We start from the raw sequence: 20,307 nt of genomic DNA, 5'->3' as shown, positions 1-20,307 counted from the left end.
CCGGTTCAGCCCAGCGCCGCGAGCGCCGCCTGCTGCTCTTCGGGCTCGAAGCTCGACAGCACCGCCTGCACCAGCGGCGCGAGCTTGCCGGTGTCTGCGCGCAGCACTTCCTGCTTGACCGCGAGGATCTGCGCGGGGTGCATGGAAAAGCTGCGCAGCCCCATGCCGAGCAGCAGCCGGGTCATGGCCGGATCGCCTGCCATCTCGCCGCACACGCTCACGTCCACCGGGCGACCTTTCCACGCGGCAGCGGCGCGGGTCTGGGTGATGATCTGCGCCAGCAGGTTGAGCACAGCGGGGTGCAGCGGGTCGTAGAGGTTGGAGACGCTCTCGTCGGCCCGGTCGATCGCCAGGGTGTATTGCACCAGGTCGTTCGTGCCGACGGAGAGAAAGTCGAAATGCCGCAGGAACAGCGGCAAGGCCAGCGCCGCGCCCGGCACTTCGATCATCGCGCCGACCTCCACCGGGCCGAAGGCCAGGCCCTTGGCCTTGAGCTCGGCGCGGGCCTTGTCGAGCTCGGCGAAGGTCTGGCGGATTTCGCTGGCGTGCGCCACCATCGGAATGAGGATTTTCAGCGGCCCGAGTGCGGCAGCGCGCAGCAAGGCGCGCAACTGCCCGCGGAACATCGCCGGGTCGGACAGGCTGTAGCGAATGGCGCGCAGTCCCAGCGCCGGGTTGAGGTGGGTGAACTCGCCGTCGCGATAGTCCTGCGCGTCGAGGGGCTTGTCCGAACCGATGTCGATGGTGCGTATGGTGACCGGCTTGCCCTGCATGGCCTGCAGCACCCGGCTGTAGGCGGCGTACTGCTCGTCCTCTCCGGGCAGATGGCCGCCGCGGTTCATGAACAGGAATTCGGTGCGGAACAGGCCCACGCCCGCAGCACCCGCTTCGAGCGCGGCGGCGCAGTCTTCCGGCTGCTCGATATTGGCCAGCAGCTCGACCGGCTCGCCATCGAGGGTGCGCGCCGGGGTGAACTTCAGGCGCTTGAGCCGTTCGCGGGCGAGCTGCGACTCCTGCTGGCGCAGGCGGTAGTCTTCGAGGATGACGGGAGACGGGTCGACGATGAGCAGACCGCTGTCGCCGTCGATGATGACCAGGTCGTCCTGCCGAATCAGGCTGCCCGCCGAGCGCGCGCCTACCACCGCGGGAATGTCCAGGCTGCGGGCGACGATGGCCGTGTGCGAAGTCTTGCCGCCCACATCGGTGACGAAACCGCGGAACACCCCGGTCTTGAACTGCAGCATGTCCGCCGGGGCGATGTCGTGGGCGATGAGCACCAGATCGCCGTCGCCGCTGGCCGAGCGGGCCAGCCCGGCGCTGCCGCGCAGCGCGCGCAGCACGCGCTCGACCACCTGCTCGACGTCGGCGATGCGCTCGCGCAGATAGGCGTCGTCCATTTCCTCGAAGTTGCGCGAAATGACGTCGAGCTGCGCGGTGAGCGCCCACTCCGCGTTGTAGCGGCGTTCGCGTATCCAGGCGATGGTGTCCATGGCCATCTGCCGGTCGTCGAGCAGCATTTTGTGCACGTCGATGAAAGCGGCCATTTCGCTGGGAGCGTCGGGCGGCAGATCGGCCTTGAGCGCGTCGAGCTCGGCGCGCACGGCACGGCGCGCGCTGCGCAGGCGCTCGATCTCCGCATCCTCTGTGCCCGGATCGATGAAATAGTGCGCCACATCCAGCCGCGCCGAGGCGAGGATGACCGCACGGCCGATGGCCATGCCGCGGGAAACGGGAATGCCGAACAGTTGAAGAGCCATGTGGCGATGGTAATGGGGAGAAATAAGTCCGTCCCGCTTCACGCTACCATTCATGCCAACATGGGGCGTCTCGAAGGCGCCTCGTTTTCATTGGAGATGCGCAGCGTGATCACCCTTGCCGATGTCGATCTGTTTCGCCCAGAGCATGCTCAGGCCGTGACCGAGCTGATTTCGCGCTACGCCCGCGATCCGATGGGCGGAGGAGAGGATCTGGCCGATGAGGTCAAGTCTGTGCTCGCCGCGCGCCTGCGTGAGCGCGCCGACTACTTCGGCGTGATGGCCCATGACGGCGCGCGGCCGGTGGCGCTGATCAACTGCTTCGAAGGATTCTCCACCTTCATGGCGCGACCGCTGATGAATGTGCACGACGTGTACGTCGAGCCCGATTACCGCGGCCAGGGCCTGTCGCGCCGCCTGCTGCAGCGCGTGGAAGCCGAAGCCCGGGCGCGCGGCTGCGGCAAGCTCACGCTGGAAGTGCTCGACGGCAATGCTGCCGCCATCGCCAGCTATCGCCGCTTCGGCTTCGAGACCTACGCCCTCGACCCGGCATTCGGCCGCGCGCAGTTCTGGCAGAAGGTGCTGTGAACGGTCTCAAGAAAACGCCGGGCCGCCCCAAGTTTTCTTGTCCCCCACGGGGGGCGGGCTGGGCGCAGCCCGGCCCTGGGGGCGCTCAGAACGCGACGCCAGCAGGCTGCCCGCGCGTGCGCAGACCATGCCAGAGCAGCACGATCGCGGCCAGGGCAAAGCCGATTTCATCGGTCATCGGCAGCGCCATGATCAGCAAGGCGGCGGCGGCGAACGCCAGCAGGCGCTCGGGCACCGACATCGATCCTCGCAGATAGCCCACGGCCACCCCGCCCCACAACACAATGGCCAGAATGGCCTTGGCCGTCACATAGGCCACGCCCGGCCAGGTCCAGTTGCCCTGCAGCATGAGTTGCGGGTCGTACACCGCCATATACGGCACGACGAAACCCGCCAGCGCGATCTGCGTGGCCTTGAAGCCGATGCGCATCGGCGAGGCCTTGGCCACCGACGCGGCGGCGAATGCGGCCAGCGCCACCGGCGGCGTGAGGTCGGCCATGATGCCGAAATAGAACACGAACATATGGCTGACGATCAGCGGCACGCCCAGCTTGAGCAGCGCGGGGGCCGCGATCGAACTGGTGATGATGTAGTTCGGAATGGTCGGAATGCCCATGCCCAGCACCAGACAGACCAGCATGGTGAGCAGCAGCGACAGCAGCAGGCTGTGCGCGCCGATGTCCACGATGAACCCGGCAAAGCTCGTGGCCGCGCCGGTGAGCGTCAGCACGCCGACGATCACGCCGACGATGGCGCATGCAATCCCCACCGGCAGCGCCTGGCGCGCGCCGTCGATCAGGCTGTCACGCAACACGCGCAGCGTCTGGCGCCCACCCTGGATTGCCAGATTGACGGCGACCAGCGCTGCAATCACCCCCAGCACCGGCAGGATGCCGAACTGCACAAACGCGGCAGCGCCCAGACCGCAGGCGAACCAGAACACCATGCGGAATGCCGTATGCGAGATGCGCGCGGCAATGGCCGCACCCAGCAGCAGAATGGCGGTGAGCGACAGCCCCATCATCCCGGCGAACATCGGGGTGAAGCCGTGAAACAGCATCCACACCAGCGCCGCCAGCGGCAGCGCCAGATGCCAGTTCTCCTTCAGCGCCTGCAATGGATTGGGAATCTGGTCGGCGGGCAGGCCGAGCAATTTCTTGCGCCCCGCCTCCAGATGCACCATCCAGAACGCGGTGAGGTAATACAACGCGGCCGGGATGACGGCCGCCTTGACGATGTCGGCATACGGCACGTTGAGGGTTTCGGCCATGATGAAGGCCACCGCGCCCATGACCGGCGGCATGATCTGCCCGCCCATGCTGGCCGTGGCTTCCACCGCCCCGGCGAATACCGACGAGTAGCCGAAGCGCTTCATCAGCGGAATGGTGAACTGCCCCACGGTGAGCACATTGGCCACGCCCGAGCCGGAGATGGTGCCCATCAGTCCGGAAGAGATGACGGCCACCTTGGCCGGCCCGCCGCGTGCCTTGCCCACCAGGCCGAGCGCCAGCGCGTTGAACAGCCGGATCATCCCGGCATGCTCCAGAAACGCGCCGAACAGAATGAACAGAAAGATATAGGTCGCAGACACCAGCGTGGGAATGCCGTAGATGCCCTCGGTGCCGAGATAGAGCTGGCCGATGATCTGGTCCAGGCCGTAGCCGCGGTGGCTGATGGCGTCGGGCAGGTACTGGCCGAACAGGCCGTAGAGCAGAAAGGCGGCGCAGACCAGCGGCAGCGCCAGCCCCAAGCTGCGCCGGGCCGCTTCGAACAGCAGCGCGACGACTGCAGCGCCGACCCACAGATCGGCCAGCGTCGGATCGCCGCTGCGCTGGATCAGGTCGGCTTCGAAGGCCCAGTGATACAGCCCGAGCCCGAAGGCCGCAGCGCCCAGCAGCCAGTCGAACCACGGAATGCGGTGCATCCAGCTCCGCCGCTTGAGCGCGGGAACGACCCAGAACACCAGCAACATCAGAAAACCCACGTGCAGCGAGCGCATCACCAGACTCGACAGCGGGTGGAAGGCGGCCACCACGAGCTGGTAGGCCGAAAACGCCAGCGCCGCGGCCATGACGAGTTGCTGAGCGAGGCCGGAGAGGCTGCGCTGGTGGCCGCTGTCGGCGTGCGGCTCGGAGGAGGTGTGGATCAGATCGTCGGCGGTGGCGCTCATGTTTCGAGTCCGAGAGATGCGGCGGCGGCCTCGTGGGCACCGCGGCAAGGAATGCAGGTGCAAATCGGCCCGCGCTCGGCGGGCCGGGGCGTTGCGGATTTGGCGGGCTCGCCTACGTCAGCACGCCGACTTCGCGGTAGTACCTGGCGGCGCCCGGATGCAACGGCACGGGGGAATTCAGCGGCGCATCCTTGAGGCTGATGCCCTTGGCCGCGGCGTGCGCGGCCACGAGCTCGGGCAGGTGGGTGAACATCGCCTTGGTCATCTGATAGACCAAATCCTCGCTCAGCCCCTCGCGCGTGACCAGAAAGTTCTGGATGCGTGCCGTCGGCACCGCATCGGTCTGGCCCTCGTAGGTGTTGGCAGGAATGAGGCCGCTTTGATACGCCGGATCGCCCACCTTGGCGATGATGTCCGCAGGCACCGGCACCACCACGATCTTCTGCGAGACGGCCAGATCGCGCAGCGAAGCCACGCCCAGCCCGGCCGATTGCAGCGTGGCGTCGAGTTGGCGGTTCTTCATCAGTTCCACCGACTCGCCGAAAGGCAGGTATTCGACCTTGGAAAAGTCCTTGTAGCTCAGCCCGGCGGCCTTGAACAGGGCGCGGGCGTTGAGTTCGGTGCCGCTCTTGGGCGCGCCGACGGAGATGCTCTTGCCCTTGAGGTCGGCCAGGGTCTTGATCCCGGAGTCGGCTCGCGCCACGATCTGCACATAGTTGGAATAGATCGCCGCCAGGGTGCGCAGTTTTTTCAGCGGCGCCTTGAAACCGGCGTCGGCCTCGCCCTTCCAGGCGTCGGACAGTGCATCGCCCAGCGAGAAGCCGAGTTCGGCGCGCCCGGCCTGGAGCAGATTGAGGTTTTCCACCGAGCCCTTCGTGGCCTGCACCGAGCTCTTTGCAGCCGGGATGGCCTTGGTGAAGATCTGAGACAGCGCCACCCCCAGCGGGTAATACACGCCACTGGTGCCGCCGGTGGCGATGGTGAGGTACTCCGCAGCAAATGCAGGGCGCAGGGCCAAGGGGGAGAGCAGGGCGGCGCCCCCTGCGAGCGCAAGAACGCGGCGGCGCGTGGGGGAAGCGAGGTTGCGAGTCATGATCGGTCTCCGTGGTGGTGTTGTTACAAGCGGAAACGATGCTAATGCTTCGCGGCCCGAATGCAACAGGGCAAACCTCAAAGAATCTTGGACAGGAACTGCCGGGTGCGTTCGTGCTGCGGCGCACCGAAAAACTGCTCGGGCGGCGCCGATTCGATGATTCTCCCCTGGTGCATCATCACCACGCGGTCTGCGACTTCGCGGGCGAAGCCCATTTCGTGGGTGACGACCACCATGGTCATGCCCTCGCGCGCCAGCGACTTCATGACGTCGAGCACTTCGCCGACCAGCTCGGGATCGAGCGCGGAGGTGGGCTCGTCGAACAGCATCAGCTTTGGGCTCATGGCCAGCGCGCGGGCGATGGCCACGCGCTGCTGTTGCCCGCCCGAGAGCTGGTTGGGATAGGCGTCGCCGCGATCGGCCAGACCGACGCGGGCGAGCAGTTCGCGGGCGCGCAGGGTCGCCTGCGCCTTGGGCATCTTGCGCACCAGTACGGGCGCTTCGATGATGTTTTGCAGCGCCGTCATGTGGCCGAACAGATTGAAGCGCTGAAACACCATGCCGACCTCGGCGCGATGGCGGCAGATGTCGCGGTCGTGCAGCTCGTGCAGCCGCTCGCCCACCTGACGGTAGCCGACCAACTGGCCATCGACCAGCAGGCGACCGGCGTCGATCTTTTCCAGATGGTTGATGCAGCGCAGAAAGGTCGATTTGCCCGAGCCGGAAGCGCCCAGCAGACAGACCACTTCGCCGCGGGCGACTTGCATCGAAACGCCCTTGAGCACTTCGATATTGCCGAAGCGCTTGTGTACGCCTTCGGCCTGGACCATGATGTCGCTCATAGGTTTGGCCTTGTCGAGGTGCGAGCGGACATGAACCGATCGAGCAGGCGTTGCAAGGGGGTGGGCTGGGCGCCGCGGGTGGCGCTGCGCCCGAAGTGGCGCTCGATGTAGAACTGCCCGATCGACAGCAGCGTGGTGACCAGCAAATACCAGATGCTCGCCACCAGCAGCAGCGGAATGGTGCGGTAATTCACCGAGTAGATGAGCTGCGCCGAATACAGCAGATCGCTCACCGCGATGACGCTGACCAGCGAAGTGGTCTTGAGCATCGAGATCGCCTCGTTGCCCGTCGGCGGCACGATGACCCGCATGGCCTGCGGCAGTACCACGCGCCGCATGATCTGCAGCCGCGACATGCCCAGCGCGGCTCCGGCTTCGCTCTGCCCCTCGTCCACCGACAGAATCCCCGCGCGCACGATCTCGGCCATGTACGCGCCTTCGTTGAGGCCCAGCGCCAGGATGGCGGCGACGAAGGGGGTGATGAGGTTGTTGGCATCGAAGCTAAAGGCGCCGATGCCGATATTCGGGTACAGCGCGGTGATGTTGAACCAGAACAGAATCTGCACCAGCACCGGGGTGCCGCGAAACAGCCAGATATAGAACCAGCTCGCGCCGGAAACCAGCGGGTTGTGCGACAGTCGCATCACCGCCAGCAGCACGCCCAGCACCACGCCGATCGCCATCGAAATCACGGTGAGTTCGAGGGTCAGCAGCAGGCCGTGCAGGATGCGCACGGAGAAGAAGTATTCACCGACCACCGACCATTCGAAGCGCGGGTTGGTGGTGAGGGAGTAGGCCGTGGCGATTAGCAGCACAAAAACGGCGGCAGCGGCAATCCATCGGCCGGGATGTCGGGCCGGGATGGCTTGGATGTCGTCAGGTCGCATGGAATGGAACCGATCAGGCCACCCGCTGCGGCGCGTGGCAACAGCGGGGGAATTTCACTTACTGCACGACAGGGTTGATTTCAGGCGTGGTGATCGCCCCCTGATCTGCACCCCACTTTTTCAGGATTCGGGTGTACTCGCCATCGGCCATGATCGCTTTGACCGCCAGCAGCACCGGCTCGGTCAGACCGCTGTTCTTGGGAATGACGATGCCATAAGGCGCGGAGTCATAGGGCGTGCCGGAGAGTTTGAACTTCCCGCGCGATTCCTTGACGATCCACGCCGCCACGGGCGAGTCGGCCATGCACACTTGCGCGCGGCCGCTGGCCATGGCCAGGCTGGCGGCGTTTTGGTCGGGATAGAACTGCAGGTCCACGCCCTTCTTGCCCGCGGCCTTGCATGCGTGGCTCTGCCGGGTCGCGTCCTCGGATTGAATCGTGCCCTTGGTCACCGCCACGCTCAGACCGCACAAATCCCCCAACGAGGCCACTGCGGGGCCGCCCTTGGCCTTGACGTAAAAGGAAGTTCCGGCAGTGAAGTAGCTGACGAAATCCATCACCTCCTCACGCTTTTTGGTAATGGTGAAAGACGACATGCTCAAGTCGTACTTGCCCGACTGCAGCCCCGGGATGATGGTGTCAAAGCCGGCTTGAACAAATCTGGCCTTGACCCCGAGTTTTTTGGCAATGGCGTTGGCCAGATCGATGTCGAGTCCGATCATGGTCCGGCCGTCCTTGGCGATGAATTCCATGGGCGCGTAGGCGGCGTTGAAGGCAAAGGTCAATTCGCCCTGCTGTTTGTACTTGGCGGGCAGGGCGATGGGGGCAGCCGCAGCCGAAGAGGCCAGGGCCGTGCCCAGTGCGATCAAACCAAGGGCAGTCAAGCCCCGGCGGAGCGAGGCCAGGCCTCGGAGAGCAGAAAACATCATTCACTACCTCGGACGGATAGATCGGGAGAAAGATGCAGGGCAGGCAGATATCGCTTTTCAGGCCTGTCCTGCGGCAGGTGCGGCTGTGCGGCATACGGGCGCAGGGCACTGATGCCGATTCGTGCCCTGCACGACGCTGCAAAAAAGGGTGATGGCTGCGGGATTACTCCACCGCCGGATTGATGGCGGGGTTCTTGATGGCGCCCTCGGTGATGCCCCATTTGTGCAGGATCTTGGCGTATTCGCCGCTGGCGATCACTTCCTTGAGAGCCTGCAGCACCGGCTCGGCCAGGCCGCTGTTCTTCGGCATGGCGATGCCGTAGGGCGCCGAGTTGTAGGGATGACCGGTCAGCTTGAACTGGCCGTGCGATTCTTCGACGATCCAGGCCGCCACCGGCGAGTCGGCCATGCCCACTTGCGCGCGGCCGCTGGCGATGGCGAGGTTGGCGCCGTTCTGGTCGGGGAAGACCGAAATGTTGATGGCCTTCTTGCCCGCGGCCACGCATTCCTTGCTCTGCCTGGCGGCGTCATCGGCCTGCACCGTACCCTTCTCGACGGCCACCGACATGCCGCACAGATCGGCCAGGCCGTTGACCTTGGGGCCGCCCTTGGCCTTGACGTAAAACGAGGTGCCCGCCGTCATATAGCTGACGAAATCGACCACTTCTTCGCGCTGTTTGGTGATGGTGAACGACGACAGGCTCATGTCGTACTTGCCCGATTGCAGCGCGGGAATGATGCTGTCGAAACTGGCATTGACGAAATCGGCCTTCACGCCGAGCTTTTTGGCGATGGCCTTGCCCAGATCGACGTCGGCGCCGACGACGGTCTTGCCGTCCTTGGCGATGAATTCCATCGGCGCATAGGTGGCATCGGCGGCGATGGTCAGATGCCCCTGTTCCTTGTATTTCTGCGGCAGGGCGATGGTGGCCGCAGAAGCGCTGGCGCAGAAGGCCGCGCAAAGCGCAGCGGTTGCTGTCAGGGCGGCCGTGCGTGTCACGAGGCGGCGCGGTGATGCGAGCTTGCGAAGTGTGAACGTCATGATGTTTTCCTTGAAACGTGAAGTGCGATCGTTGTTTTGCTGTTCGACAGCGAGCAAAGGCTAGCCGGGACATCATCAAAGTGCAACGGTTCGACCCTGGGTCGTCCCGACCCTGCGCGTCCGGCAAGCATGGTAGTCAAAACCGCAGGCGCGCCGGCAGCGATCAGCCGGATAGTCCTAGCAAATTCCGCGTCTGCGCGACGCTCACGGCTTGCGTCCGAGCCAGATTTCGAAGCAGGCGCCGCCGCCGGGGCGGGGCAGGCAGCGGGCATCGCCGCCATGCTGGCGGGCGATGCGGCGCACCAGGGCCAGACCCAGCCCGTTGCCATCGCCGCGCCCGGACAGGCGTTCGAAGGGCTCGAAAATGCGCTGTGCATCGGCGGGGGGAATGCCCGGCCCCCGGTCGCAGACGCGGATGATGCCCCCGCCCTGCACCGCGGTCAGGCTGACTTGCGGCGCGGCACCCGGCGCGTGTCGCTGGACGTTGTCGAGCAGATTGCGCACCGCGCGGCGCAGCAGGCGCTCGTCGCCCTGCAGGGTGATCCAGTCGCCGTGCACTTCCACGTCGAAACGCGCGGCTTCTTCGGCTACAAGGGCCAGCAGGTCCAGTTCTTCGAGCTGCAGGGTTTGTCCCGAGGCGGCATCGAGCCGGCTGGAAAGCAGGATGTCGTCGATCAGCGCGTCGAGCTCGGCGAGATCGCGTTTGGCCGCACGCACAGCGGCCTCGCGCGCGACCGCGGTCGTCGGGGCGGAGAGCATTTCCAGACTGAGTCGCAGCCGCGTGAGCGGGGTGCGCAGTTCGTGTGAGGTATAGGCCAGCAGCGACTTGTGGCTGAGCATCAGCGACTCGATGCGGCCAGCGGCGGTGTTGAAACTCTGCGCGAGCTGGGCCACTTCGTCGCGCCCTTGCACCGGCAGGCGCGCGCTCAGGTCGCCCCCGCCCCAGGCCTGCACGCCCTGCTGCAGGTTCTCCAGCCGCCGGGTCAGCCGCCGCATGATGGGATAGGTCACCAGGCTGAGCAGGATGGCGGTGACGAAGGCGCTGGTGAAGGGCGACAACAGCAGACGACGCCACGGTGAGTGCGGTTTGAGGTCATGTTGCTGCATGAAGGCGCGGAAGACTTCGCGCCGGATGTGCGCCCGCTGCGGGTCCATCTCGAACACCCAGTGAAACACCAAAGCGGAGACGAGCGCCTGCACCAGCAGCGCCAGAATCAGCGCGATCCACAGCCGCTTCCAGAGCCTGGCCTGTTTGGGCAGGGCGGGCTGCGGCGCGGGTCGGGTCATGTTCAGAGGCCGTCCTGCGACTTGGTGAACACATAGCCCGCGCCGCGCAGGGTGAGAATGCGGCGGGGGTGGCGCGGATCGTCTTCGATGGCGGCGCGGATGCGGCTGATGTGCACGTCGATGGAGCGGTCGAAGGCCTCGAGCGATTCGCCCTTGACGGCGCCGAGCAGGAACTCGCGCGTCAGCACCCGGCCCGGGTGGCGCGCGAGCACCTGCAGCAGATCGAACTGATAGGCCGTCATCGGGCGTTCCTCGCCGTCGACGCGCGCCTGACGGGCGGCAGGGTCGATTTCCAGCCGGCCGAAGCGCAGGATCTGTTCGGCCTGCGGATCGCGCGGCGCCAGACTGCCCGCGCGTCGGCGGGTGATCGCGCGCAGCCGTGCCAGCAGTTCGCGCGGCTCGAAGGGCTTGGTGAGGTAGTCGTCGGCGCCGATCTCCAGACCGACCACGCGGTCGAACGGATCGCCGCGCGCCGTGAGCATGAGCACGGGCAGGTCGCTGTGCGTGCGCAGGCGGCGGCAGATGTCCAGACCATCGCCATCGGGAAGCATGAGGTCGAGCACCAGGGCGTCGAAGTCGGGAGCATCGCCGCGTCGCGGCTTGAGCTGGCTTTCGGCCTGCGCGGCATTGGCCGCGTGCGTCACCTGCCAGCCGGCGGTTTGCAGGAAGTCGCCGACCTGCCGGGCCAGCCGGAGGTCGTCTTCGACCAGCAGAAGCTGGCTGGGGACGGTGCGGGTTTGCGGGGGCATGAGGCATCCCGTTCGGGAAGAAGGCACAGGCCGCGAAGCGGCCTGCATCCAGCGGTGATGGTTATTGGGTGATGGTTATTGCATCATGCCCGGGCCGCCCATGCGCCCCATGCCGGAGCCGTGACGATGTTCCATGCGCTTCATCCGATTTTCCATCAGGGTGTAGAGCTTGGCACGCTGCTCGGGGGAGAGGATTTGCGCCATCTCGTACTGGGTCTGCGTGCGGTTGCGCGAGAGCTGGTTGGCCAGGGCCATCTGCTTGTCGCGCAGGGCTTCGAGGGCGCCGCGATCGATCTGCGGCGCGGCCAGCAGCTTCATGCGCTGCTGCATCAGCTCGCGCATCTGCTCCATTTCCGGGCGGGCCTTTTCCCAGGATTGTTTTTGCAATGCGCGCATCTTCTCGCGCTGTTCCGGGCTGACGTCGACCTGCGAGAGCATGCGCTCGATGCCGCGTTCACCGGGGCCATAATGGCCCATTTTTCCGCCCATGCCGCCGCGCAGCATGGGGGCATCGGGCGACGGGGTTTGCGCACTGGCCAGAGCGGCGTGGCTGGCCACGGCGACGACCACTGCGGCGCCGACCATGCCCAGGGCACGGCGCAGGCGCGAGATGTGGGTGGAAGTCGAAGCACGAGAGGTTTGAGGATTCATGGCAGTCCTTGGAGGAAAGTGACGATGAAGCCATTTTGCGAGCCGGCGTTTGCCCGCAGGTCTCGCCAGGGTAAAGATAGGTAAAGCTGTGCCGGTGCGATACGCTGCCGGGCAAGCCGACGTGCTTGCCTTATTCGCCTTCGCCGAACTTGTCGTCGAACAGCGCCTGCACCGCGTCGAGCGCGATCTCGGCCTGATCGCCCTCGGCTTCGACCTTGACGGTGGAGCCCATGCCGGCAGCCAGCATCATCACCCCCATGATGCTCTTGGCATTGACGCGGCGCTCGCCCTTGGAAATGAAAATGTCGCAGGGAAACTGTCCCGCGAGTTTGGTGAGTTTGGCCGACGCGCGCGCGTGCAGACCGAGCTTATTGCTGACTTGAATGAGGCGTTGCGGCATGGGAAGGGCTGCGCAGAGGCTGTTGTTGCGGGGCGCTCGTCGAGACCTGGATCACGCCCTGAATCGCCCCAGCGGTGGCACGCGCGGCAAGAGCGTCGAGCGATTCATCCTGATAGCACACCGAGCGCAGCAGCATCGGCAGATTGACCCCGGCAACGATCTTGAGCCTGAGATCTCCCGCCAGCTCGGCCAAACGCTGCGCGACATTGCTCGGCGTGGCGCCGAAGACATCGACCAGCACCAGGGCGCTGCCATCTGCTGCGGCCTGGCGCAAGGCGGGCAGCGCCGCCTGCGCCGTGTCTTCGACAGGGGCATCAGGGGCGACGTCGAAGGCCAGCAATTTCTGCGGGCACCCGGCATACACATGGCTGGCGCATTCCTTCAGTGCGCCGGCGAGCGGGGCGTGGGCGACGATGAACAGACCTGGCATAGGGACATTTACCGGCGAGCGGATCGACTTTGCATGATAGGTCGCCGGTTTTCAGGGCGATGGGGATAAATTCACGGATCCGGCAAAAGTTTGTGCCGCCTCATCCTTGAAGTCGGCTGTGGGGGCAAATGCCGTGAGCTGATAGACATCGCTGCCCTGGCTGAACAGCAGCACACGCTCTCGTACCGGCTTGCCGTCTGGCGCCTGCCCGTCGATGCGCAGATCGAGGCTGTCGGCCAGGCCCGGTGTGGCATTTTTGGGAATGTCGGGCGAGGAGAAGGTGATTCTGCCATGCACGTTTTCCACTGCGGCCTGATGCAATTGGGCCAGCGCCCGGGCTGCCAGCGCGGGACTGGGCAGCCGGGCGTGGGCGAGCGCGAAAGTCATTCTGTCGGCGACGCAGCCGGTCATGCTCATCTTGATTTTTTGGTCGGCCAGCACCACGTCCTGCGCGATCTGCTCGGGTTTGCAGGGGTAGGTCAGCACAATGTTGATGTCTTTCGGGTGCACATCGCGCCAGTCGAATGCGGGAGAACAGGCGCAAAGCAGCGCCGCAGCGGTGAGCAGCAGGGCAGAGAAACGAATCGCCGATGCTGCCGGGGGGTATCGGGCTGTGGATAACATGCCGTCATTATCCTGTGACTCGTCCATTCGAGGGAGCCCCATGTCGGAGTGGAATGCTTTTTTACGCATCACAAGGCCGGAGCAGACGGCTGCGCGCATAAGGCGCGGGCAACTGCGCGGACAACTGTTCTCCTGGCGTTTTTTGCGACTTTTTTTGCGACTGATTCCGGTGCTTGGGCTGGGTCTGATGGCCACTGCAGTCTGGGCCGAAACACCCTTGCCGCCGGTGCGCAACTTGCAGCAGAGTGTGCTGCAGGCTGCCGCCAGGGATCAACCGCTGATCGTCATGTTCAGCCTGCCGAGTTGCCCGTACTGCGAAAAACTGCGCCGCACGCAATATCAGTTTCTCGCCAAGGAAGGCTATTTGGTGCAGCAGATCGAGATCACCAGCCGTGCTCCCGTCACCGGTTTCGACGGCAAGCGCACCACCGGGGTGCAACTGGCCCGGGAATATGGCATCAAACTCGCGCCCACGGTGTTGTTTTTTGGCCCTGGGGGCAAGGAGATTGGCGAGCGCATCACGGGGGCGCCGACAGAGGATTTCTACGGCGCGTTCATCGACCGGGCCTTGAAGGAGAGTGCGAAAGCGCTCAAGGGCGGGGCAAACGCCTGACAAAGTGCGGGTTGTCGGGCACTGGCGACAGATCGCCCCTCGGTGAGAGTGGAAATCGTATACCCCCATGGGTATTGATATACTCCGCTCTGTATATATTGCGTGACCTTGCCGCTCATGGCAGCTATCCTGCCGGCGGCCAATGCCGCAAGGGGCTGAACGCCGGGGGCGTTGGCATTTCAGGAAGGGTTTCACGCATCGCTTGGTTCGATTTCCTCTTTTCTGGCGGAGCTGCATGATGATGGTTTCCATGCCCCGGCGCGTGCGCGCCGGGCTGTTGACGAGCGTTTGTCTTTACGCCGGCTTTTACGTTTCGGGGGGAATGGCGCTGGCGCAGGCCGAAACACTCGATTTCCGCCAGGCGGTGGAAGTGGCGCTCAAGCAGAACCCCGATCTGCTCGGCGTGCAGGCGCAGATGGCGCAGGCACGTGCCGGCATCCATCAGGCCGAGGGCGCGCGGCTGCCCAAGGTCACCGTGTCGGCCGGGGTGACACGCACGAACGACGCGCTCAACGCCTTCGGCACCAAGCTGTCGCAGCGACAGGCGACGTTCAACGACTTCGGCGCCGGACAGTTCGACCCGACCAACCCCAATGTGCTGGGCGTGGAGCCCAACTCGCTCAATTACCCCGGCTCGGTCAACAACTTCAACACCCGCATCCAGGCCGATCTGCCGCTCTACACCGGTGGCAAGCTGCAGGGCTATGTGCAGCAGGCCCGCGCGATGCTGCTGGCCGCGCAGGCGGGCGATCAGGCGGCCAGGCAGCAGATCATCTACCACGCGCTGCAGGCCTACGATGGGGTTTACACCGCGCGCGCCTTCAAGGGCGTGGCAGCCAAGGCGCTGGAGGCGGCGCAAAGCCAGGTCAAGACGGTGGACAGCCTGTTCAAGCAGGGCGTGGTCATCAAGAGCGACCTGCTTTCCGCGCAGGTGCGGGAGGAAGATGTGAAGCTGCAGCAGGATCAGGCCGCCAATATGGAAGCGCAGGCGATGGACGCGCTGCATGTGGTGCTGGGCGTGCCGTTGAACCAGCCCATCACTCTGGGGCCGGAGGTCATGGTGACCCTGCCCGAAGGCGACCCCAACGAGTGGGTGGGGCAGGCGATGGCGCGCAACCCGAAGATTCAGGCGCTGCAGCATCAGATCGCGGCGGCCAACGGCCATATCGAGGTGGCCCGCGCGGATCGCTATCCGCAGATCGGCGCGATGGCGCGTTTCGATACCAACGACCCCAACCCCGGTTTCGAGTCGCACAGCTACACCGTGGGCGCGCAGCTCAACTGGACGGTGTTCGACGGCGGCGTGACGCAGAACGCGGTCGATCAGGCCGTGGCCAAGCGCATGGAGCTGCAGGCCAAACTGCAGAGCGAACAAAACCAGCTCGGCATGCAGGTGCAGGACAGCTACCGCAAGGCCGTCGAGGCGGCCAATCAGGTCAAGGTCCGCGAGCTGGCGGTCAAGCAGGCCGAAGAAGCCGCGCGCATCGTCACCAAGCGCTATGCCGACGGCGTGGGCACCCTGGTGGAAGTGCAGGGCGCGCAGGCGCAACTCGACAAGGCGCGGGCCGACCTCGTCAAGGCGCGGCAGCAGGTCAATATGCAGCGGGCCGCGTTGCGTCTGGCGCTGGGCGATCTGACTCTCGATGCCACTCAGCCCGTCAAGCCGCTGGTGCAGACTGCTGCGGCGCAGCCGCCTGAGGCAGATGCTGTCGGCAAACCTTGAACGCATGGCAAACGCCACTCCTCCAGGCCTTGCCTGCCCGCTCCCTGGTTTTTGATTCGCACCTGCATTTCGTTCTTCTTCTCATGACGACCATGAACCACTCTGCTCTGCCTTTGCTGCGTCGCGCACCGCTGGCGCTGTTGCTGTCCACTGCTCTGCTGTCGGCCTGTGGTCATCAGACCGAGACCGCGCAGGCACCCGCCGCGCCGCGGGTCGTCGCGGCGCAAACCCTCAAGCTCGCGTCGAGCGATCAGCAAAATCTCACGCTGATGTCGGGCACGGTGATGTCGAGCAATCAGGTACAGGTGGCTTCGAGGCTGATGGGCTATATCCGCACCCTCAAGGTCAAGGAAGGCCAAACGGTGAAGGCCGGGGAGTTGCTGTTCCAGGTCGATCCGACCGACATTCAGGGGCAGGTGGCACAGGCGCGTGCCGGGCTGGCACAGGCGCAGGCCAATCTGGCCAACGCCAAGGCGGATTTCGAACGCTTCGGCAATCTGTACAAAGAGCAGGCCATCCCGAAGCAGCAATGGGATCAGATTCAGTTGCGCTATCAGGTGGCGCAGGAGCAGGTGAAGGCGGCACAGGCGGGTTATGACACGGCGCAGGCGCAGTGGCGCTATTCCTCGGTGCGTTCGCCGATCACCGGCGTGGTGGTGCAGAAAATGGCCAATCAGGGCGATCTGGCCGCGCCGGGCCGCCCGGTGCTGGTGATCGAGGGGCAGGGCAAGCTGCAGGTGACCACGCAGGTGCCGGGCGATGTGTTCGCCAAGATCAAGGTGGGCGACAAGGTGCAGGTGCTGGCAAACGGCAAATCGCTGCAGGGTGTCATCGCCCAGGCGGTGCCGGTGGCCGATCCGATGAGTCATACCCACACGGTGAAGATCGACCTGCCCGAGAACGCCGGGCTCGATAGCGGCAGCTTCGTGCGCGTGGGCTTTGCCGTGGGCAGTTCGCCGCAGTTGCGCGTGCCCAGGAGCGCGGTGGTCGATCGCGCCGGCATGACCGGGGTGTTCGTGGTCGACAAGGACGGCATCGCCCACTTCCGGCTGGTGCGTCTGGGCGCCGAGATGGGCGCCGATGTCGAAATCCAGGCCGGGCTGAACGCCGACGACACCATCGTCACCAGCAATCTGCCCGAAGTGGAAAACGGCGTGAAGATCGGCGGAGGCAACCGTGGCTGAACATGCGGCTCCCATGAACAGCGCGGGCAAGCTGGCCCGTGCCTTCATCGAATCGAAGATCACCGCCCTGATCATGGTCGGCCTGACGCTGGCCGGGGTGCTGGCCCTGCTGGTCACGCCGCGCGAATACAACCCGCAGATCGTGGTGCCGGCGGCGAACATCATCGTCGCCAAGCCGGGCGCGGGGCCGCAGGAGATCCAGAATCTGGTGGTCAAGCCGCTCGAAGCCCTCATGGCCTCGATGTCCGGCGTCGATCACACCTTCGGCTACGCGACCAACGACTTCGGCGTGGTCACGGTGCAGTTCAAGGTGGGCGAAGACCAGGAGAAAAGCCTGGTCAAGATGTACAACCAGTTGATGCAGAACCTCGACCGCATTCCCCCCGGGGCGATGCAGCCGGTGATCAAGCCGATCAACGTGGACGACGTGCCCATCCTCACGCTCACGCTGTCGTCGGCCACGATGAATGGCATGCAGTTGCGCGACGTGGGTGAGAAGGTGCTGGCGCATCTGCGCAATGTGCCCGGGGTATCGTTCACCGAAGTGGTGGGCGGCGCGCCCCGCGCCGTGAACGTGGCGATTTCGCCGAGCAGGCTGGCGGCTGTCGGCATTCCGCTCGAACAGCTCGACAAGATCCTGCAAGGCAGCAACGCCGCCGCGCCCATCGGCAACCTGGTCGATGACAACAAGGTCACCCCGGTGCGCATCGACAGCTTTCTGGGCAACGCGCAGCAGGTGGGTGACATCCTCATCGGCGCGCCGGGCGGCAAGCCGGTCTATCTGAAGGATGTGGCCAAGGTCACCGAAGGGCCGGAGCAGGTCGATAGCCTCTCTCACTTCGCCTGGGGACTGGCCGCCCAGGGCAAGCCGCATGGTCAGGAGATGAGCGCGGTGACGCTGGCCATCGCCAAGAAATCGGGCACCAACGCGGTGGTGGTGGTGCACGACGTGCTGGCCAAGCTCAAAGAGATCGAAAGCTACGCGCTGCCGCAGGGCGTGCATGTCACCGTGACGCGCGACGACGGCCGCAAGGCCGACGAGGCGGTGAACACCCTGGTGGAGCATCTGGGCATTGCCATTGTCAGCGTGTCGCTGCTGCTGTGGTTCTTCCTCGGCTGGCGCGAGGCCGGCATCGTCACGCTCACCGTGCCGCTGACCTTGTTCGCCGTGCTCACGGTGGACCTGATCGTCGGCCAGACCATCAACCGCATCACCCTGTTCGCGCTCATCCTCTCGCTGGGCCTGTTGGTCGATGGCGCCATCGTGGTGATCGAGAACATCCACCGCCACCTGCACGGCGGGCCGATCAAGAACTTCAACCGCACCGTGGTGCTGGCAACCAATGAGATCGGCAACCCCACCAATATGGCCACGCTGGCGGTGATTCTGGCCTTCGTGCCGATGGCCTTTGTCAGCGGCATGATGGGGCCGTTCATGCGCCCCATCCCGATCAACGTGCCGGTGGCGATGATCGCCTCGCTGGTGCTGGCCTATACCGTGGTGCCCTGGGCGGCGCGGGTGTGGTTGAAAAAGAAGGCGATGCGCGAGGCGCTGGCGCACAGCAGCAGCCTGGAAGAGGAAGGCGCGCACAAGCAGGACAAGCTGCACACGGCGTATCTGAAGCTGATCGAGCCGCTGCTGCGCAACCGGGTTCAACGCAACCTGATGTTCCTCGCCGTGCTGGTGCTGCTGATCGCGGCCATGCTCATGCCGGCCTGGCAGTTCATCCGGCCTTCGGGCATGAACGGGCCTCTGTCGGCGCTGGGGGTTGAACTCAAGATGCTGCCCAACGACAACACCAATACCTTTCTGGTGCAGATCGACACCCCTGCGGGTTCGACGCTCGAGCGCACCGATCAGGTGGCGCGCGCGGTGGGCGATGTGCTGGCGACCAATCCTTATGTGCTGGACTACCAGACTTTCGTCGGCCAGGCGGCGCCGATCGATTTCGCTTCGCTGGTGCGCGGCGACATGCTCAAGCGCGGCGACAACTTCGCGCAGATTCGCGTCAACCTCGTGGGCAAGGGCGAGCGCTCGGTCGAGTCTCACGCCATCGTGCAGAAGCTCTACGAGCAACTGGCCCCGGTGCGTGCGCGCTTTCCCTCGACTTTCATCAAGTTGTTCGAGACGCCGCCCGGGCCGCCGGTGCGCGCGCAGGTGATGGCCGAGCTGTACGGGCCGAACTACGACACCCTGCGTTCCTCCGCCAAGGACGTGCTGGGCGATTACGACAAGGTCTACGGCCTGATGAATCAGGACGATTCCGTCACCGCGACGACCGCGGAATACCGCATCAGGATCGATCGACAGAAGGCGGCGATGTCGGGCATCGTCCCGGGCCAGATCATCCAGTTGCTGCACGATTATGTGTCCGGGCTGAAGGTCGGCGCCATTCACGCCGACAATGCGCTGGAGCCGGTGAACATCATCGTGCGCGTGCCGCGTGCCGATCGCCAGAGCCCGCAGCAACTGCTCGACGTGCCCATCCAGAGCGCGCAGGGCAAGGTGATTCCGCTATCGAGCATCGCCACGGTGGAGAAGGCCACGCTGGCCAAGCCGATTTACAGCCGCGACCAGCATCCGGTGGTGTATGTGGGCGGCGAGATGATTCATTCCAGCCCGGTGTACGCCACGCTCAGCCTGAACTCCATGCTCGACGGCAAGAAGCTGGCCAACGGCACCACCTTCACCACCGGCAACCTGGGCTTTACCGAAACTCCGGCCAGCGACCTCAAGGGCTATCAGTTGCTGTGGGGCGGCGAGATGCGCCTGACGCTCGACGTGTTCCGCGACCTGGGCGCGGCCTTCATGGTGGCGCTGGTGTTCATCTACCTGCTGCTGGTGGCGTATTACAAGTCCTTCCTGCTGCCGGTGATCGTGATGGGGGCGATTCCGCTGACCCTGATCGGCGTGTTCCCCGGCCACTGGATCACGCACCAGTCGTTCACCGCCACCTCGATGATCGGTGTCATCGCGCTGGCGGGCGTGGTGGTGCGCAACTCGCTGCTGCTGATCGACTTCATCCTCGATTACCGCGCTCGCGGTTACAGCCTGCAAGAGTCGGTCGCGCAGGCCGGGGCGGTGCGCCTGCGGCCGATTCTGCTCACGGCGCTGGCGATCATGTTCGGCTCGGCCATCATGGTGTCCGATCCGGTGTTTGGCGGGCTGGCGGTGTCGCTGATTTTCGGCACCCTGCTGTCGACCATCCTCACCCTGATCGTCATCCCTCTGCTCTACTACGTCTGGCAGATCCGGGTGAGGCCCAAAACACCGCCGAAATCGCCTGCGGCGCCAGCCGAACCGACTGAACCTGTGCTGGCGACCTGAATCCGTTGCCTCAA

The 20,307-nt window shown here is 65.1% G+C and carries 18 protein-coding genes; 5 read left to right on the top strand and 13 right to left on the bottom strand.

The genetic code is table 11. The features are described 5' to 3' along the window. Window positions 1–5: 5 nt before the first annotated feature. Entirely contained in the window at window positions 6–1,757 is a 1,752-nt protein-coding gene (ptsP, locus tag RBR52_RS06645; RefSeq protein ID WP_320376414.1) for a phosphoenolpyruvate--protein phosphotransferase, read from the bottom strand. A gap of 96 nt (window positions 1,758–1,853) precedes the next feature. On the opposite strand from ptsP, the gene RBR52_RS06640 reads away from it, so the two are divergent. After that, window positions 1,854–2,342, top strand: coding sequence for a GNAT family N-acetyltransferase (locus RBR52_RS06640; protein WP_320376508.1), 489 nt, complete (start codon window positions 1,854–1,856; stop codon window positions 2,340–2,342). 85 nt (window positions 2,343–2,427) lie between these two features. On the opposite strand, the gene RBR52_RS06635 is transcribed toward RBR52_RS06640, so the two are convergent. The 12 genes from RBR52_RS06635 to RBR52_RS06580 all read right to left on the bottom strand — a co-directional run bounded on the left by RBR52_RS06635 (window position 2,428) and on the right by RBR52_RS06580 (window position 13,445). Continuing rightward, window positions 2,428–4,512: a TRAP transporter permease gene (locus RBR52_RS06635; RefSeq protein WP_320376413.1), complete on the bottom strand. Its 2,085-nt coding sequence runs from the start codon at window positions 4,510–4,512 to the stop codon at window positions 2,428–2,430. 112 nt (window positions 4,513–4,624) lie between these two features. Beyond that, window positions 4,625–5,605 carry a TAXI family TRAP transporter solute-binding subunit gene (locus tag RBR52_RS06630; RefSeq protein WP_320376412.1) on the bottom strand — a complete coding sequence of 327 codons (981 nt, stop codon included), beginning with the start codon at window positions 5,603–5,605 and terminating at the stop codon, window positions 4,625–4,627. A 77-nt stretch (window positions 5,606–5,682) separates the two neighbouring features. Next, complete coding sequence (locus RBR52_RS06625; protein ID WP_320376411.1) at window positions 5,683–6,447, bottom strand: amino acid ABC transporter ATP-binding protein; 765 nt, start codon at window positions 6,445–6,447, stop codon at window positions 5,683–5,685. Further along, window positions 6,444–7,334 carry an amino acid ABC transporter permease gene (locus tag RBR52_RS06620; RefSeq protein WP_320376410.1) on the bottom strand — a complete coding sequence of 297 codons (891 nt, stop codon included), beginning with the start codon at window positions 7,332–7,334 and terminating at the stop codon, window positions 6,444–6,446. The genes RBR52_RS06625 and RBR52_RS06620 overlap by 4 nt, the downstream gene beginning before the upstream one ends. Window positions 7,335–7,392: 58 nt before the next feature. Further along, window positions 7,393–8,217: an ABC transporter substrate-binding protein gene (locus RBR52_RS06615; RefSeq protein ID WP_320376409.1), complete on the bottom strand. Its 825-nt coding sequence runs from the start codon at window positions 8,215–8,217 to the stop codon at window positions 7,393–7,395. A gap of 208 nt (window positions 8,218–8,425) precedes the next feature. Further along, window positions 8,426–9,304, bottom strand: a complete 879-nt coding sequence (locus tag RBR52_RS06610; RefSeq protein ID WP_320376408.1) for an ABC transporter substrate-binding protein — start codon at window positions 9,302–9,304, stop codon at window positions 8,426–8,428. 204 nt (window positions 9,305–9,508) lie between these two features. After that, window positions 9,509–10,591 carry a HAMP domain-containing sensor histidine kinase gene (locus tag RBR52_RS06605; protein ID WP_320376407.1) on the bottom strand — a complete coding sequence of 361 codons (1,083 nt, stop codon included), beginning with the start codon at window positions 10,589–10,591 and terminating at the stop codon, window positions 9,509–9,511. Window positions 10,592–10,593: 2 nt separating this feature from the next. Further along, window positions 10,594–11,340, bottom strand: coding sequence for a response regulator transcription factor (locus tag RBR52_RS06600; protein WP_320376406.1), 747 nt, complete (start codon window positions 11,338–11,340; stop codon window positions 10,594–10,596). A 75-nt stretch (window positions 11,341–11,415) separates the two neighbouring features. Further along, window positions 11,416–11,991 (bottom strand): Spy/CpxP family protein refolding chaperone, encoded by a 576-nt coding sequence (locus RBR52_RS06595; RefSeq protein WP_320376405.1) that lies wholly within the window; start codon window positions 11,989–11,991, stop codon window positions 11,416–11,418. Between the two features lie 130 nt (window positions 11,992–12,121). After that, window positions 12,122–12,391, bottom strand: a complete 270-nt coding sequence (locus RBR52_RS06590) for an HPr family phosphocarrier protein (protein WP_320376404.1) — start codon at window positions 12,389–12,391, stop codon at window positions 12,122–12,124. Next, complete coding sequence (locus RBR52_RS06585; RefSeq protein WP_320376403.1) at window positions 12,360–12,821, bottom strand: PTS fructose transporter subunit IIA; 462 nt, start codon at window positions 12,819–12,821, stop codon at window positions 12,360–12,362. The genes RBR52_RS06590 and RBR52_RS06585 overlap by 32 nt, the downstream gene beginning before the upstream one ends. Window positions 12,822–12,872: 51 nt before the next feature. Continuing rightward, window positions 12,873–13,445 (bottom strand): hypothetical protein, encoded by a 573-nt coding sequence (locus tag RBR52_RS06580; protein WP_320376402.1) that lies wholly within the window; start codon window positions 13,443–13,445, stop codon window positions 12,873–12,875. Between the two features lie 187 nt (window positions 13,446–13,632). Between RBR52_RS06580 and RBR52_RS06575 the strand changes: the two genes are divergently transcribed. The 4 genes from RBR52_RS06575 (at window position 13,633) to RBR52_RS06560 (ending at window position 20,293) form a co-directional block, all read left to right on the top strand. Further along, window positions 13,633–14,058, top strand: a complete 426-nt coding sequence (locus RBR52_RS06575) for a thioredoxin family protein (RefSeq protein WP_320376401.1) — start codon at window positions 13,633–13,635, stop codon at window positions 14,056–14,058. A gap of 235 nt (window positions 14,059–14,293) precedes the next feature. After that, entirely contained in the window at window positions 14,294–15,781 is a 1,488-nt protein-coding gene (locus RBR52_RS06570; RefSeq protein ID WP_320376400.1) for a TolC family protein, read from the top strand. Window positions 15,782–15,873: 92 nt separating this feature from the next. Continuing rightward, window positions 15,874–16,965 carry an efflux RND transporter periplasmic adaptor subunit gene (locus RBR52_RS06565; protein WP_320376399.1) on the top strand — a complete coding sequence of 364 codons (1,092 nt, stop codon included), beginning with the start codon at window positions 15,874–15,876 and terminating at the stop codon, window positions 16,963–16,965. A gap of 13 nt (window positions 16,966–16,978) precedes the next feature. After that, window positions 16,979–20,293 carry an efflux RND transporter permease subunit gene (locus RBR52_RS06560; protein WP_320376398.1) on the top strand — a complete coding sequence of 1,105 codons (3,315 nt, stop codon included), beginning with the start codon at window positions 16,979–16,981 and terminating at the stop codon, window positions 20,291–20,293. Window positions 20,294–20,307 lie beyond the last annotated feature (14 nt).

The organism is Thiomonas sp. (assembly GCF_034007205.1).
GTDB lineage: Bacteria > Pseudomonadota > Gammaproteobacteria > Burkholderiales > Burkholderiaceae_C > Thiomonas.
This window is presented reverse-complemented; position numbering and strand designations above follow the sequence as displayed.